The organism is Candidatus Dormiibacterota bacterium (assembly GCA_035635555.1).
Lineage (GTDB): Bacteria > Acidobacteriota > Polarisedimenticolia > Gp22-AA2 > Gp22-AA2 > Gp22-AA3.
In genome coordinates this window covers 328,073-342,424 of sequence record DASQAT010000046.1, presented here as the reverse complement: position 1 = coordinate 342,424, position 14,352 = coordinate 328,073, and the positions used below count along the sequence as shown (strand labels likewise).

Annotated in this window: 12 protein-coding genes and 1 pseudogene; 3 read left to right on the top strand and 10 right to left on the bottom strand. The window is 67.4% G+C overall.

Annotated features, from left to right (window positions below):
- Positions 1 to 30 precede the first annotated feature (30 nt).
- On the bottom strand, positions 31 to 1,446 hold the full coding sequence (gene glnA, locus VEW47_14225) for a type I glutamate--ammonia ligase (GenBank protein ID HYS06337.1): 1,416 nt from the start codon (positions 1,444 to 1,446) through the stop codon (positions 31 to 33).
- Positions 1,447 to 1,597: 151 nt separating this feature from the next.
- Here glnA and amrA point away from each other — a divergent pair, with 151 nt between their 5' ends.
- Entirely contained in the window at positions 1,598 to 2,419 is an 822-nt protein-coding gene (gene amrA / locus VEW47_14220) for an AmmeMemoRadiSam system protein A (GenBank protein ID HYS06336.1), read from the top strand.
- 15 nt (positions 2,420 to 2,434) lie between these two features.
- Here amrA and VEW47_14215 read toward each other — a convergent pair whose 3' ends face one another.
- From VEW47_14215 to der, 4 genes and pseudogenes are all read right to left on the bottom strand, one after another.
- Positions 2,435 to 3,562, bottom strand: a complete 1,128-nt coding sequence (locus tag VEW47_14215) for a hypothetical protein (protein ID HYS06335.1) — start codon at positions 3,560 to 3,562, stop codon at positions 2,435 to 2,437.
- Between the two features lie 67 nt (positions 3,563 to 3,629).
- A complete protein-coding gene (locus tag VEW47_14210; protein HYS06334.1) occupies positions 3,630 to 4,427 on the bottom strand; it encodes a type II CAAX endopeptidase family protein in 798 nt (265 codons plus the stop codon).
- Between the two features lie 724 nt (positions 4,428 to 5,151).
- Positions 5,152 to 5,718: pseudogene (locus tag VEW47_14205) on the bottom strand (GTPase domain-containing protein).
- A gap of 45 nt (positions 5,719 to 5,763) precedes the next feature.
- Positions 5,764 to 7,080 (bottom strand): ribosome biogenesis GTPase Der, encoded by a 1,317-nt coding sequence (gene der / locus VEW47_14200; protein ID HYS06333.1) that lies wholly within the window; start codon positions 7,078 to 7,080, stop codon positions 5,764 to 5,766.
- 155 nt (positions 7,081 to 7,235) lie between these two features.
- On the opposite strand from der, the gene VEW47_14195 reads away from it, so the two are divergent.
- Complete coding sequence (locus tag VEW47_14195; GenBank protein ID HYS06332.1) at positions 7,236 to 7,505, top strand: HU family DNA-binding protein; 270 nt, start codon at positions 7,236 to 7,238, stop codon at positions 7,503 to 7,505.
- A 64-nt stretch (positions 7,506 to 7,569) separates the two neighbouring features.
- Complete coding sequence (locus VEW47_14190; protein ID HYS06331.1) at positions 7,570 to 8,520, top strand: site-2 protease family protein; 951 nt, start codon at positions 7,570 to 7,572, stop codon at positions 8,518 to 8,520.
- Between the two features lie 3 nt (positions 8,521 to 8,523).
- Here VEW47_14190 and VEW47_14185 read toward each other — a convergent pair whose 3' ends face one another.
- The 5 genes from VEW47_14185 to nadC all read right to left on the bottom strand — a co-directional run bounded on the left by VEW47_14185 (position 8,524) and on the right by nadC (position 14,295).
- Positions 8,524 to 10,992 (bottom strand): DNA internalization-related competence protein ComEC/Rec2, encoded by a 2,469-nt coding sequence (locus tag VEW47_14185; GenBank protein HYS06330.1) that lies wholly within the window; start codon positions 10,990 to 10,992, stop codon positions 8,524 to 8,526.
- A gap of 97 nt (positions 10,993 to 11,089) precedes the next feature.
- Positions 11,090 to 11,803 carry a hypothetical protein gene (locus VEW47_14180; GenBank protein ID HYS06329.1) on the bottom strand — a complete coding sequence of 238 codons (714 nt, stop codon included), beginning with the start codon at positions 11,801 to 11,803 and terminating at the stop codon, positions 11,090 to 11,092.
- Positions 11,800 to 12,567, bottom strand: coding sequence for a type III pantothenate kinase (locus tag VEW47_14175; GenBank protein ID HYS06328.1), 768 nt, complete (start codon positions 12,565 to 12,567; stop codon positions 11,800 to 11,802). Before VEW47_14175 ends, VEW47_14180 begins: the two co-directional genes overlap by 4 nt.
- A gap of 64 nt (positions 12,568 to 12,631) precedes the next feature.
- Positions 12,632 to 13,450 carry a biotin--[acetyl-CoA-carboxylase] ligase gene (locus VEW47_14170; protein ID HYS06327.1) on the bottom strand — a complete coding sequence of 273 codons (819 nt, stop codon included), beginning with the start codon at positions 13,448 to 13,450 and terminating at the stop codon, positions 12,632 to 12,634.
- Complete coding sequence (nadC, locus tag VEW47_14165) at positions 13,447 to 14,295, bottom strand: carboxylating nicotinate-nucleotide diphosphorylase (GenBank protein HYS06326.1); 849 nt, start codon at positions 14,293 to 14,295, stop codon at positions 13,447 to 13,449. Before nadC ends, VEW47_14170 begins: the two co-directional genes overlap by 4 nt.
- Between the last annotated feature and the right edge of the window lie 57 nt (positions 14,296 to 14,352).

Genomic DNA, 14,352 nt, shown 5'->3' with positions numbered 1-14,352 from the left:
ACCCGCGCGGGTGAAGGCCCCGGGTTCCGCTTAAATGTCGAAATACAGGGAGAATTCGTAGGGGTGCGGGCGCAGGCGCATCGCGTTCACTTCATGCTCCCGCTTGTAATCGATCCACATCCGGATGTTGTCCTCGGCGAACACGTCCCCCTTCAACAGGAAGTCGTGGTCGTCCTCGAGGTTCTGGAGCGCCTGTTCGAGCGACCCCGGCAGTGAGGGGATCTGCTTCAGCTCCTTCGGCCCCAGGCCGTAGATGTCCTTGTCCAGCGGCTTGCCCGGATCGATCTTGTTCTCGACGCCATCGAGGCCCGCCATCAGCATCGCCGCGAAGGCCATGTACGGGTTGCACGACGGATCCGGCGGCCGGTATTCCAGGCGCTTGGCCGAGGGACTGTTCGAGATCATCGGGATGCGGATCGCGGCAGACCGGTTGCGGCGCGAGTACGCCAGGTTGACCGGCGCCTCGAATCCCGGCGTGAGTCTCTTGTAGGAGTTGGTGGTCGGCGCAATGAGGGCGGCCAGCGCCGGAGAATGCTTCAGAAGCCCGCCTATGTAGTGCAGGCCCATCTGCGAGAATCCGCCATAGCCATCCCCCGCGAACAGGTTCTTCCCGTTCTTCCAGAGGCTTTGATGGCAGTGCATGCCGGAGCCGTTGTCGCCGAACAGCGGCTTGGGCATGAAGGTGACGGTCCGGCCGCGCTTGATGGCCGTGTTCTTGACGATGTATTTGTACATGATGACATGGTCGGCCGCCCGCGTCAGGGTGTCGAAGCGGACGTCGATCTCCATCTGCCCCCCCGTCGCGACTTCATGATGATGCGCCTCGACCGACATGCCGGCGCGCTCGAGATTGAGCACCATCTCGGTGCGCAGGTCCTGGAAGTGGTCGTGCGGCGGGACGGGAAAATACCCCTCCTTGTGGCGGGGCCGGTAGCCGAGATTCGGTTTCTCGTCCTTGCCGCTGTTCCATTGTCCTTCGACCGAGTCGAGGAAGTAGTAGCCGCAGTGCGCCTGCTGGTCGAAGCGCACGTCGTCGAAGATGAAAAACTCGGCCTCCGGCCCGAAATAGATGGTGTCGGCGATCTTGGTGTATTGCAGATAGCTTTCGGCGCGCTGGGCGATGGCGCGCGGGTCGCGGCCATAACGTTCCTTGGTCACCGGGTCGACCACGTTGCAGATCAGGTTGAGCGTGGGGACCTCGGTGAATGCGTCCAGGAACGCCGTGTCCGCATCCGGGACGACGAGCATGTCGCTCTCGTGGATCGCCTGGAATCCCCGGATCGAGGAGCCGTCGAACCCGAACCCCTCCTCGAAGCTGCTCTCGGTCAGCTCGTGGGCCGGCACCGAGAAGTGCTGCCACAGACCAGGCATGTCCATGAAGCGAAGGTCGACAATCTTGATGTCGTTGTCCTTGACCATTTTCAACACGTCCGCCGGCTTTCGCATGGGGTCTGGCGTCTCCTTCGTAGAGAGGGGTCCGGGCCAAGAAGAGGGGGCGGATTATAGCACAGCGTTTCCGGGCGTCAACGCACCCGCCGCTGCGCGCCGCCTCGATCGTCCTTGTCGGAGCAACCTGCGAATGCTAGAGTAGCGCCCCGTGAGGCGACGACTCGCACCGGCGATCGTTTTCTTCGCGGTCCTGGCGCGCGGCGGTGCCGCGCACGCCCGGGATGCCCCGGCGCCGGTACCCGCCGCCACTCCTGCCGGGGAGAGCCGACCCACCGAGTCACCGGCTCCGTCCCCTTCGCCCGCTACGCCTCCCGCGGTTGACTGCCTGTCACGACCCCTGGAGGCGGGCGAGCGCGACATTCTTCTCCGGCTCGCGTGGCGCACTCTGTCCGGTCACCTGACCGACCACCCGATCAAAGACGCCGACCTGGAGGTCTACACGTTCACGCCGTGTCTCATGACGCCACGGGGCCTGTTCGTCACGCTCAAGAAGGGGGACCAGGTCCGGGGTCTGCAGGGGGAGATCGAGCCGACGCGCCCGCTCTATCAACAGGTGATTGTCTTCACACGACGGGCCGCGACCCGCGATCCGCGCTTCCTGCCCTTGACGGAGCGGGACCTCGGGAGCCTCACGGTGTCTTTGTCCATCATCGGCGTACGCCGGAAGGTGGCGGGACCCTCCGACATCCACGTGGAGAGCGAGGGGGTGTTTCTCGAAAAGTGGGGGCGTCGGGCGCTCTTCCTTCCTGGGATCGCCTCCCGACAGGGCTGGACAGCAGAAAGAACCCTCGACGAGTTGTGCTCCCAGGCGGCCCTGCCGAAAGGATCGTGGTCGGAATCGGCGCGCATCGAGACGTTCACGACGGACGAGGTGTCCGGCGGTCCGCCGGTCGATTCACCCGCCGCTCCGCCCCCTTCCCCGGAACCGTCATCGAGCCCGCCGGTTCGGACACCGCCCCGGCAATCCTGAGGGTGGGCCAGTCCGCTAGCGCCGTTTGTCGGACGCAAGGGGTACGATCGACGACTTGAACGTGTCGAGCAGCTTGTCGATCTCCCCGACGAGGGCCGCTTCCTTCTCCGGATTCGGGTTGACGCTGTCCGTTCCGAGGGCGCGGCCGTGCGCCAGCGCCAGGACGTAGTACTCGACGTCCTCCCGCCCGCCCCAGAAGACCTTCCCCCTGAAAGGGCCTTCGCCCAGGCGGCTCTTGACCGTGTCGAGCCAGCGTCCCTCGACGGACCATGTGCCGTCGTATTTCTTCCACTCCCCCTGCGTGACCTTGAGGCTGTCCTTCTGGAACTCGAATTCTCCGCACCAGCGCAGGTACTCGCGCAGGCGCTTCAGGAGCTCCTCCTGGTCCTTGACGCGCTCGTGTTTCTGGACCGACTTGTAGGCGACCACGATTTGAATGTTGTCACCCGCCGGACCGCTGCGCAGGCGGAAATAGCCGCTGTACTGATTCTCCCCCGGGGATGTGCCGATGATGCCGGTCGGGAAGCGCCCCTGCGCGCTCGCCGCGATCGGAGCGAACTCCCATTCCTTGCGGTTGGGCACCGCCTTGCCGAAGTCGAAGGTCATGTTGTTGTATTTGTGCAGGAAGCGCTCGAGGCCGCCGACCACGTTGGAATAGATGAACAGATCGTAGGTGTTGTCCTGCATCTTGGCGGTCTGCTTCTGTCCGCTCGGATCGGTGTAGGAAATCTCGATGCCGGGGAAGGTGATCTCGTTGAGGCGGCGCGCCAGCACGAGCTCGTTCGGGATGACGGCGTACATCCGGTTCTTGAACGTCGGCATCGACGCGAAGAAGACGTTGTTCTCCACCTTGCGCGCGGAGGACTGCTCTCCCGTCGCCTCGGTTCCCACGTCGCGCTGGTACGTCTCCTTGACCGACACCCCGTCGGGATACGTCTGCTTGAAGGTGACGTCGGTGAACGTCTGGCCGCTGATGTTGTAGATGACCATCTGGGTGACCAGCGAGAACTTCTCGGTTCCGATGTCGAACTTGGCGCCGTACGACGGGTAGACGCTGAACAGCGGCGTCTGGGAGGACGCCGGGCCGGCCAGCGCCAGGAGCCATGCTGCGCAGCCAAGGGCCGCGGCGCGGGAACGTGTCATGATCGCGAAACCTCCTCGTCGTGTGTCGATCGAAAGCGCAAGATTATAGCATGCGGAATTCGCGACTTCACGCGGACGCGCGGCGCAGCAACAGCGCGGCGGCGGCGAGGCAGAGGCACGCCAGCAGGTGGGACCACGAGGATTGGACGAAGACGTTCTGGGCCTCGTCGCCGACCGCCCCGAGGCAGACCGAAAGGATGTTGATCAAGGCATGCGCCACCATCGACGGAACGAGGGAGCCGGTGCGCTGCACGAGATAGCCCAGGTACAGACCGATGATCAGAAGGACATCGAACCGCCACGGATTGAGATGGAATCCCGCAAAGACGAGCGCCCCCACCACGATCGCCGTCCTGCCGCTCTCGAATGTCTGCCGGAGACCAGCCTGCACGAACCCCCGGAACAGGATCTCCTCGCAGACGCCCGGGACCACGCCAAGCAGCAGGAGCAGGAGGAGGAAATCCAGAGGGCCGTCGAACGACCCGAGGGATTCGAACAGGGCCCGCAGACCCTCCGGCAGGGGAAAGAGGCGGTCCTGCCACAGGACCGCGTAGTTGATCACGTGGTTCAGCCCCACGGCACCGAGAACGGCCCCCGCGAGCACCCGTCCACCCGGCCAGACGATCGGAAGGACGGCGCGGCGGTCCAGGTAGAACCAGCGGATCCCGAGGAGCACGGGCGCGGCGATGAAGAAAATCTGGGTCACCAGGATTCCCCAGCGGAGGCTTGCAATCTGGAGCGGGCGTCCCGGCAGGAGGTTGAGAAGCAGGACGAGCCCCAGGATCAGGGCGATTTCGAGGCGTTCCGGGGCGCTTCGCAGGGCGCGCACGGGATGGCCGAGCGTCGCGGGGGTCGGTGCGTCCACCGGTTCCATCGAGAGTGCGTCAGCGGGACAGTCGGACGGTGACCTTCAGGCTCAGACGGACCGGCCTGCCGTCGACGCTCGCGGTGACCGGCAGCTCGATGGTCTTCTCCTGGCCGGGTCCGATCGAGCCGATATCGATGCTGGAGGCGGCCGGCGCGGGAGTCTCCCAGTTTCCGTCGAGATCGATCGGCTCGTCGAGGTCGATCGGATCCTCGAACTCGACGCGCGGGGCAACGGCCCGCAGCGGCGCCGACGCCAGCGGGCGGGACGGGGCCCCCGCTCCCCCGGAGGCACGGGCAACGGCAGGCACCGGCTCGGCCTCCAGCTCCTGGAGGAGATCCTCCCCCAGGTCGACGGATCCGTCCTCCCGCTCCTCGATTTCGGGCAGGTCGATCTCGTCCACCAGATCGATGACGTCGTCCATCGGCGGCGCGGCGGCGCGCGAGGAGGGTGGCGCCGGGCGCGCGGCGCGGGAGGGCGGGACGCTGACGGCGGCTTCGGCGGGCTCCTCGATCTCCAGGGCTTCCAGGGCGAGGTCCTCCTCGGGCTGAGGCGCTGAGGGAGCGGCCGGCCTCGCCGCCGGTACAGGCCGGGCGGGAGGAGGTGCTATGGGCCTCGGTCCCTGCGCGATCGCCCGCGGCGGAGCCTCGCCCGCCGCCTCGACCGGCGTCGTCGCGTCCGGCGCCCCCGTGCCGTCGAGCTTGTACTTTGACGCCAGGTTGTTGAGAACCAGCTTGGTGATCGCCTTGAGGGTGTCCTCGACCCCGATCCCGGTGGTCGCCACGGCCTCGTAGAAGGGGGCGTTGTGACGGTTGATCTGGGCGTTCATCTCTTCGATCGACGCGAGGTGGGGCAGGTCACGCTTGTTGAACTGCATGACCAGCGGGGTCTCCTCGATGCGCAGGCCCATCTCGCGCAGATTGTCCTCGAGGTTCTTGTAGCTCTCGACGTTGGCCTCCAGCATCTTGGACTGTGAATCGGCCACGAACACCACGCCGTCGGCCCCCTTCAGGACCAGCTTGCGCGTCGAGTTGTAGAACACCTGTCCCGGCACGGTGTAGAGCTGGACCCGCGTCTTCATGCCCCGGATCCGGCCCAGCTCGAGCGGCAGGAAATCGAAGAACAGAGTCCGGTCCGTCTTCGTCGCGAGGGACAGCATCTTCCCCTTCTTGACGTTGTCAGGGAGCGACTCGTAGGTGAACTGCAGGTTCGTGGTCTTGCCGCAGAGCCCCGGACCGTAGTAGACGATCTTGGCGGTCAGCTCGCGGGTCGAATAGTTAAAGAGAACCATTCGCTCTCCGCAGGTCCGGGAATATAACACCCGCTCCGGGGGGAGTCAACGAACGGGCCTGCTGCGCCGGAAGCTCACGACCAGGGGAGAGACGGAGAGCCCCAGACGCGAGCGCAGGCGACCGGTCATGAACCGCCGGTACGGCTCGGGAACCTTCCGGCCATTCCCGAACACGATGAACCTTGGCGGCGGCCCTCCCCCCTGCGTGATGTAATAGAAGCGCACTTCCCGCCCGCCATCCGCGGGCGGCTGCTTCTCCGCGACGATCTCCTGGAGCGCGCGATTCAGCTCGGCGGTGGTGAAGCGTCTGAGACCTTCCTGTCGCAGGGTCTCAAGCGTGTCGAGGAGCCGATCGACCCCTTCTCCCTGGAGCGCCGACAGCGGCACGATCGGCATGTACGATGCAAATCCGAGCGTATCGCGAATCGCCTCCAGCCGCTTCGTCCGCGCCCCGCCGCTCAAAGGCACCAGGTCGATCTTGTTCGCCGCCACGACGGCCGGAATCCGGTCGTGGGCCACCAGCCCGAGGATGGTCTTGTCCTGGTGGTCGATTTCCGACGAGGCATCGACCAGGACCACGGCGATCGCGGCCTCCTGCAGCGCCTGTCTTGCCTTCAATACGCTGACCCACTCGATTTCTTCGGAGCGGCCGGAGCGCCGCCTGATCCCCGCGGTGTCGATGACCCTGTAGGTCACCCCGGCGTGCTGGAACAGAGCGTCGATCGGATCGCGCGTGGTTCCCGGGATCGGGGCCACGAGAACGCGGGACTCCTTCACCAGCCTGTTGAACAGAGAGGACTTGCCGACGTTCGGCCGACCCACGATGGCCACCGGCACACCGGACTGCTCGGCGGGGCCGCGCGGGCCCGGGAGCGCTCCGACCAGCCGATCGATGAGCTGGTCCAGACCTCGACCCTGCTCGGCCGAGATCGGGACGACCTCTCCGAGTCCAAGGCGGTAGGCGTCCGCTTCGAGCCCCTCCAGGGAGCCTGCGTCTATCTTGTTGGCGACGGGCACGATCGGCTTCCCTGAAGAGCGCAGGAGGCGCGCCACCTCGAGATCGAGCCCGGTGACTCCCGCGCGGCCATCCATGACCAGGAGGATCACATCCGCCTCGTCGACAGCCTTGAGCGCCTCCAGGCGCACTCGTCGAGTGAGGTCGTCGGTCTTGCCATGGACCACACCCCCCGTGTCCACCAAGGTCACGGCCACACCGAACAGGTCGCAGGTCGCCATCAGGCGATCGCGGGTCACGCCAGGGATGTCAGAGACGATCGCCTTCCGCCGGCCGAGCATGCGGTTGAAAAGAGTGGACTTGCCGACATTCGGCGCGCCCACGATGGCGACGACAGGTGCCGGCACCGCGGAAGACCTCGAGAAATCGAGCGCAAGTGATTGAAGCCGAATGGAATATAGCACAGACGGGCAATCGGCACGTCTTGACAGCCTCTGTCGTACCTGCCTATACTTTCAGTAATTTACGCTCGTTTGCTCTGCGTCGAACGGGAGGCCGGGGGATGATCAAGACCGATATCATTAATAATGTAGCCAAAAGCGCCGATATCACGCGCGTCAAGGCGGTGGTCGCCGTCGAGGCGATCCTGGACGCCATGAAGGAGTCGATGCGCCGGGGGGAGCGGATCGAGCTGCGCGGGTTCGGCGTCTTCCAGGTCAAACCGCGCAAGAAAGGGATCGGCCGCAATCCCCGGACGGGCACGGAAGTGCGCATTCCCCCCGGCAAGACGATCCGCTTCAAGCCAGGCAAGAACCTTCGTAACTTGAGGTAGCCCGGGGGCTTCCTGGAGCGGCGCTTCGGCAACGCCCGCCGCCCGCGGTAGAATGAACGCTCCAATGGAGAGCGCACCGCGGGTCCTCGATCAGTATCCTCCTGTCGGGCGCCCGACCCCGCCCGCGCCCCCGATCGTCATTCGCGTGTCGCGCCCCCGGCTGCCTGCGTGGGTCAATCTCGTATTCTTTTTGATGACCGTGGTCGCCACGCTCGTCGCAGGGACTCTCCTGACGCTCGATGACTACACGGGGAAAACAGTTCGGGACGTCATCCTCACGCCCGGACTCTGGACGATCGGGCTTCCGTATTCTCTGAGCCTGATCCTGATCCTCGGTTCGCATGAGATGGGCCACTATGTGGCTTGCCGACGCTACGGCATCGAGGCCACGTTGCCCTTCTTCATTCCCGCCCCCACCTTTATCGGGACATTTGGCGCAGTCATCCGGATCCGCTCACCGTTCACGAGCAGACGGGCCCTGTTCGACGTTGGCGTCGCCGGCCCGATCGCCGGCTTCGTGGTGGCGATGCCGATCCTGGCGTACGGTGTCTCGCGCTCGATGATCGTCCACCAGTTGCCCCGGCAAGACGACATCGCTCTGCCTTCCTGTCTTCTTCTCGAGCTGGCCTACGCTCAACTCTTCCGGAATCTTCGTCCGGGCGACGTCATCCAGCTCCATCCCGTCACCGTGGCGGCCTGGGTCGGGTTGCTCGCGACATTCCTGAACCTTCTTCCGATCGGACAGCTCGACGGGGGTCACATGCTCTACGCGCTGTCGCGCCGCCTGCACCGGCCGATCTCCTTCGCGGTCATCGTCGGCCTGATCGCCGGTGGTTTCTTGTACGGCGGGTATCATCTCATCCTGTTCGGCGTGCTCTGGGCGGCCATCGGTCCCCGGCATCCGCCCGTGGTCGACGAGGGAGAGCCGCTCGGGTTTGCCCGCGTGCTCGTGGCGCTCCTGGCCCTGGCCATTTTCGTGCTCTGCTTCATGCCACGCTCTCCCCGGCTGGTCTGATCCTCACGGACTCCCGGGGTTTCCCGAGTCCAGGCGTTCCACGAGCCAGTCGGACGAGCCGTCCGTGGTGAAACGGACCGCCCCGTCGCGATCGGTCCGGTACACTTCCACGCCGGCGTCTTCAAGCCTGCGCAGGACCTCCGCGTCCGGATGCCCCCAGGGGTTGGTCGCTCCCACGGAGATCACGCCCAGTTTCGGACCGACCGCCCGGAGGAACGGCCCGGTCGTCGAGGTCCGGCTGCCGTGGTGGCCGACCTTCAGGAGGTCCGCCCCGATCTCGCGCCCCTCGCCGAGCAGAATCGTCTCGAGCGCCGACTCCAGATCGCCGGTCAGGAGGACGCTGTGCGCGCCGAACGAGACACGCAGGACGAGCGAGTCGTCGTTCCTTGCCGGTCCGCTGACGTCGACACCGCGCCCCGGATTGAGCACGTCCACGCGGGTGCCGCCCAGGACGATGCGCACCCCCCTGCGCGGGAAGACGATGGCCCCGCCTCCCTCCTTCGCGAGCGCTTCGATCTCCCGCACGGCCGCATCATCCACCGGCATCCTTCCAAGCCACACGGCCGCCGGCGCGAACGACCTGACGACCGCCGCGGCCCCTCCCAGGTGGTCACGATGCGCGTGGGTGATGGCCAGGATGTCGATCTTCAGCACTCCCAGCGACCGGAGCGCCGGTGCGACGACCTTCGATCCGACGTCGAACTGCGAGCGCGCGAAGCCTCCTGCGTCGATGAGCATCGTCGGCCCCGCGGGGAATCGGACCAGAAGCGCGTCACCTTGCCCGACGTCGAGGGCGGTCACATCCAGGCGGCCGTTCGAAGCGGGGGCTCGTCCGGCCACCGCCGTGAGTGCTATCGCAAGAGCCAGGAAGAGCCAGGCCGCACGCCGGACCCACCCAACGCCGTGTCCCGCCACCACGATCGCGGCCTGTCCCATCAGGACCAGCCAGACCGGCGGAGGCAGAACGAAGAACGAGCACCAGGCCGGCGTCGAGACGATCGAGGTCGCCCGTTCCAGAACAAGGACGAGAGCGCCCGCGACGTTGATCAATTCGATCGCCACGGGATGGCCCAGCGGCTCGATGAGGCAGACGAGCAGGCCGACGACCAGGAGCAGGGCCGCGAGCGGAACCGCGAACAGGTTGGCGAGGACCGCAATGGGGGTGAGCGTCTGGAAGTGCCGCGCCGAGACCAGCGCCGTCGACAGCAGCGCCGCGGCCGACACTTTCAGCGACGCGAGAATCCAGCCGATCGATGCGCTCATCCCGACCCGCAGGCGTCCAGGTTCGCCGGGCGGCTGGACGTTCCCCGCCCCGGCGGAGCGTTGCGTGACGAGAAGGAGAAGGCCGAGCGTCGCCGCGACGCTCAGCTGGAAACCGGGGTCGAAGGCCCAGGCCGGGTTGGATAGGACGATGAGCAGCGAGGCGGTGCCGATGGCGTCCCTGCCGCGCACGCCCCTCCCCTGCACCGCACCGCCCAGGGACAGAAGGGACATCAGCGCCGCTCGAGCGATCGAGCCGCTGGCGCGGACGACCCCCCAATAGAGAAGCACGCACAGCGCCAGCACGACACGCCGCGCTCTCGGAGACAAGGGCAGGAGGCGCAGGGCCATGGCCGCAAGCCCGACGAGGAGCGCCACGTTGAATCCGGACAGAGCGACGATGTGATACACACCTGCGCGGATCAGACGATCCTGGAACTCGGGTGAGAGGTCGTCCCGTTCGCCGATCAGGAGGGCGGCGAGGAAGGGGACCGTCCCGTCGTCCCGGTCCTTCGCGGCTCGTCTCAGTGTCGAAAGGAAGGAGCGCCGCGCCATCGAAGGAAAAGCCGCGATCTCGTCGCGGTCGCCGCCCAGAACCTCGAGCAGCCGCGCGCTCTTGCTCGTGCCGACGAGATCGATCCCGCGCGCCCGGAGGTAGGAGGAATAGTCGAACGCCCCCGGATTCCGGAACGTCCGGGGGGGGCCGAGCCGGGAGCTGATCCGAACCAGGTCGCCGGGCCGAGGGCCAGGGGGGTCGGCAGGCCCCGGCGCGGGAGTTGTGATCCGGACCAGGATCGATCGTGCGGGCCTGCACAGGAACGGGAGACGACCGGGGATTTCGAACGTTACGGCGCGGACGGTGAGGGACAGCCTTCCATCGGGGAGATCGTCGGCGTCGAGGAGCCGTCCCACGATCTCGACCGGAGTGACCCCCGGTCTGAACCCGTGCTCGCTCCACGTGCGCAGCATCGAGGGAACCGGATCGGCCAGGCGGTGACCGACACCCGCGGCCGCTCCCAGAAGGAACGGCAGAACGAAGAAGCGAACGCGGCGGAACGACGGAATGACACCGAGAACAGCGACGGGAGCGAGGACCGCCGGCCAGTGGAGCGGCGTCTGAAAGGGAAGGACGGTCCCGGCCGCGAACGCGGCGGCCCGCGCGAGAGACGTCGGGCCGGACGAACCCTCCTGACGGAGCGGCGCGGAAGCCACGCGTACCGGTCCCCCGGGGCGGCTCTCCACGCGGCACGTTCGATTCTATCGTCGTCGAGCGGGACGGCGCAACCGTGCGGCGGCCGCGGCGCGCGGCTCAGTCGAACAGCGTCAGGCGAGGCAGTCCGGCGACTTGACGCAGAAGTGCTGTGAGGGCCGTCCGGCGCGTGCGTTCCCGGGCATCACGAGTCATGCGGTCGCCGGCCCGCCCAAGCGCCAGGTCCGCGGCGCGTTCGAGCGCGTCGAGCTCGGAATCCGCGATCGAGCCGCGCGCCACCGTCAGGAGGTCCTCGTCGAACCGGCGCAGCCGTTCCTCGAGCAGGTGCGGGTCCAGGACACCCCCCTTCACCTCCCTGCGAAGCTGCTTCAGCTCGGCCGCGACCCGCGCCAGGCACCCGACCAGGCGGTCTCGTCCCGCCCCGGACGCTCCTGCCATGGCGGCGCGGACACGCCGCGCCAGTCGTCCCAGGTGCCGGGCCGCAGCCTCCCCCCCGGCGGCAGCCGCATCCGCGGACGGCGGGCGACCCGCTTCGGCGGCGTGCAGGGCCTGGTACAGCCCGTGCAGGGACAGGACCTCCTGCCTGCAGTACGACAGCGAGTTGATCCGGCGTCCCGCGGGCGCCCGTCGCTCGAACGCGTCGAAGATGTTGTCGATCGCCTGCAGCACGACCCGCAGCGGGACGCCGAGGTCGATCCACTCGCCGATCAGACTCCAGTCGCGCGGCGACAGCAGCATCGCCGCACCTCGGCGCCGCACGAACGCTTCCTCGACGGCCCGGTAGTACGCGGCATTTTCATGCTGGGACGTCATCGATTCCGTTCGTGGATGATGCGCAGCCCCTCGAGAGTGAGATTGGGATCCAGGTCGTCGAGGACCGTGCGCAGATCGGCCTCGAGCGCCAGGACCAGTCCACCGGTTCCGATTGTACGAACCTTCTCTCCCATCTCCTGGCGCATGCGGTCGAGAATCCCCTGCACGAGGGCGATGTACCCATGGAACAGGCCGGCCTGGAGACTGTGGGTCGTGTTGCGTCCGATGACCTTCGGCGGGCGACGGATGTCCACGCGCGGCAGGCGCGCGGCCCGCTCGAACAGGGCCTCCGCCGAGATCGTCAGGCCCGGCGCGATGGCGCCTCCCAGGTACTCCCCCTTCGCCGAGATCGCGTCGAAGGTCGTCGCCGTCCCGAAATCGACCACGATCACGGCGCTCTTGCAGCGCTCGTAGGCCGCCACGCCGTTGACGATTCGGTCGGCCCCCACCTCCTGAGGGTTCTCGTACAGGATCGGCATTCCGGTCTTCACACCCGGCTCGACGAACAGCGGCCTGAGATTGAAGTAGGAGCGCGCCATGGTCTCGAGAACGCTGTTGAGAGGCGGGACCACCGAGGCGATGATGATGTGCTGGATCGCGGACACTTCGATTCCTGCCAGCGCCAGGAGCGTGCGCGCCTGGATGCCGTATTCGTCCACCGTCCGGTCACGGACCGTGGTCAGCCGCCAGTGCGCCACAAGACGGGCCGTCTCGTACACCCCCAGGACCGTGTTGGTGTTCCCGACGTCCATCACCAGGAGCATGGTGAGCCCTCCCCCGCTCTCGTGTTCCGTCCACACCACCGCCCGGGGCCCGCTCGCCCGAGCCTCAGGGCCACAACGACTCGACGATCTCTCCGAACGGAACGCGCACCGTGCGACCGTCCGGCAGCTTAAGGAGCAGCGCGCCCTCCTCGTCCACGCCGGCCACCTGCCCCTCGAGACGCCCCCCGGGGGACTCGACCACGACTGGGCGACCGTGGGGCAGCGCCGAGAACGATTCCCACTCGCGCAGCAGATCGGACGGTCGCCCGCCGACGAGCCTCGCGTAGCGCCGCTCGAACCCCTCCAGGATGGCAGCCAGGAGCGTGGTGCGATCGACCACCGCACCCGTCTCGATCGCGACCGAGGTCGCGCGTCCGGCCACTTCGGGACCGAAGTCCTCGACCCCCTGGTTCACGTTCAGGCCGATCCCGAGGACCATTTCCCGGATGATCGGATCGGAGCCTCGGGTCTCGCCAAGAATGCCGGCAATCTTGCGCCGACCCACCACGACATCGTTCGGCCACTTGATGGTCGCCTGAAGCCGGCAGACCTCACGCAGCGCGTCGGCCACGGCGACCGCCGCCGTGAACGTGAACAACGGGGCGCGCGGAGCCGGCACGTTCGGCCGCAGGACGAGCGAGACGTAGATCCCCAGCCGCGCCGGCGAGTGCCATGTCCGCTCGCGCCGGCCGCGGCCGCCCGTCTGCTCCTCGGCCAGGACGGCCGCCCCTTCCGGCTCGCCGGCCGCGGCCAGGTCGAGCGCCCGGTCGTTCGTCGAACCGATCGTCGGGTAGTAGAACACCCGGTGCCCGAACACCGCGGAGCGCAGACGCCCCTGCAGCGCGGCCGGGGTGAGGGCCTCGCGTGCTCCCTCGCCGCTCATGCCGGCCGGAGCTCCAGCGCCAGGTCGGCCGCCCGAACCGAATGGGTGAGAGACCCGAGTGAGATGCGATCGACCCCGAGGGACGCGATCGCCGCGATCTCCTCTTCGCGAATCCCCCCCGAGACCTCGAGGAAGGCGCGGCCGCGCGCCAGGGCGACGGCGCGCTCCAGAGTCGCGCGGTCCATGTTGTCGAGCAGGATGGCATCGGCGCTGGCGCGCAGGGCTTCGCCGACCTCGTCCAGGGTCCCCGCCTCGATCTCGATCGTCAGGAGGCGTCCGTCCCGGGCCATCCCGCGCCGGGCGCGATCGATCGCCTTCTCGACCCCCCCGGCCAGGCGCCAGTGGTTGTCCTTGATCAGGACCGCGTCGAAGAGCCCCTGGCGATGCGCCGACCCGCCGCCGATCTCCACGGCGTACTTGTCCAGGACACGCAGTCCCGGGGCGGTCTTGCGGGTCCCGGAAATCTGCACGCGGGCTCCGCGCAGGAGCCCGACGGCCCGCCGTGTGGCGACGGCGATGCCGCACATTCTCTGCAGGAAGTTGAGGGCCGTTCGTTCCGCCGCCAGGATGGAGCGCGCCGCCCCCTCGACCGTCGCGATGCATTCCCCCCGCTCCCGCAGCCCGGCATCGTCGCACCGGGGTTGGAAGTCGAGGGACTCGTCGACCTGGCGGAACGCTTCGCGCGCCACGGACATCCCGGCAACGACCAGGGGCTCGCGCGCCACGATGTCGCCGCGGGCTCGGACCCCCTCCTCGATCACGAGGCGGGACGTCAGGTCGCCCGGGCCGATATCCTCGTCGAGGGCCGCGCGTACCGCGCGGCGCACCACCTCGGGATCGATCATGGAGGAGCGGATTGTCCCACACGCCCCTGGGGGGGTCAACAGCCGCCCGCACCTCCC

Excerpts from the sequence above, each read along its gene's own strand:
- VEW47_14190 (HYS06331.1), top strand. The coding sequence starts at position 7,570 with ATGGAGAGCGCACCGCGGGTCCTCGATCAGTATCCTCCTGTCGGGCGC.
- VEW47_14180 (HYS06329.1), bottom strand. The coding sequence starts at position 11,803 with ATGACGTCCCAGCATGAAAATGCCGCGTACTACCGGGCCGTCGAGGAA.
- VEW47_14195 (HYS06332.1), top strand. The coding sequence starts at position 7,236 with ATGATCAAGACCGATATCATTAATAATGTAGCCAAAAGCGCCGATATC.
- VEW47_14215 (HYS06335.1), bottom strand. The coding sequence starts at position 3,562 with ATGACACGTTCCCGCGCCGCGGCCCTTGGCTGCGCAGCATGGCTCCTG.
- VEW47_14170 (HYS06327.1), bottom strand. The coding sequence starts at position 13,450 with ATGAGCGGCGAGGGAGCACGCGAGGCCCTCACCCCGGCCGCGCTGCAG.
- glnA (HYS06337.1), bottom strand. The coding sequence starts at position 1,446 with ATGCGAAAGCCGGCGGACGTGTTGAAAATGGTCAAGGACAACGACATC.
- VEW47_14175 (HYS06328.1), bottom strand. The coding sequence starts at position 12,567 with ATGCTCCTGGTGATGGACGTCGGGAACACCAACACGGTCCTGGGGGTG.
- nadC (HYS06326.1), bottom strand. The coding sequence starts at position 14,295 with ATGATCGATCCCGAGGTGGTGCGCCGCGCGGTACGCGCGGCCCTCGAC.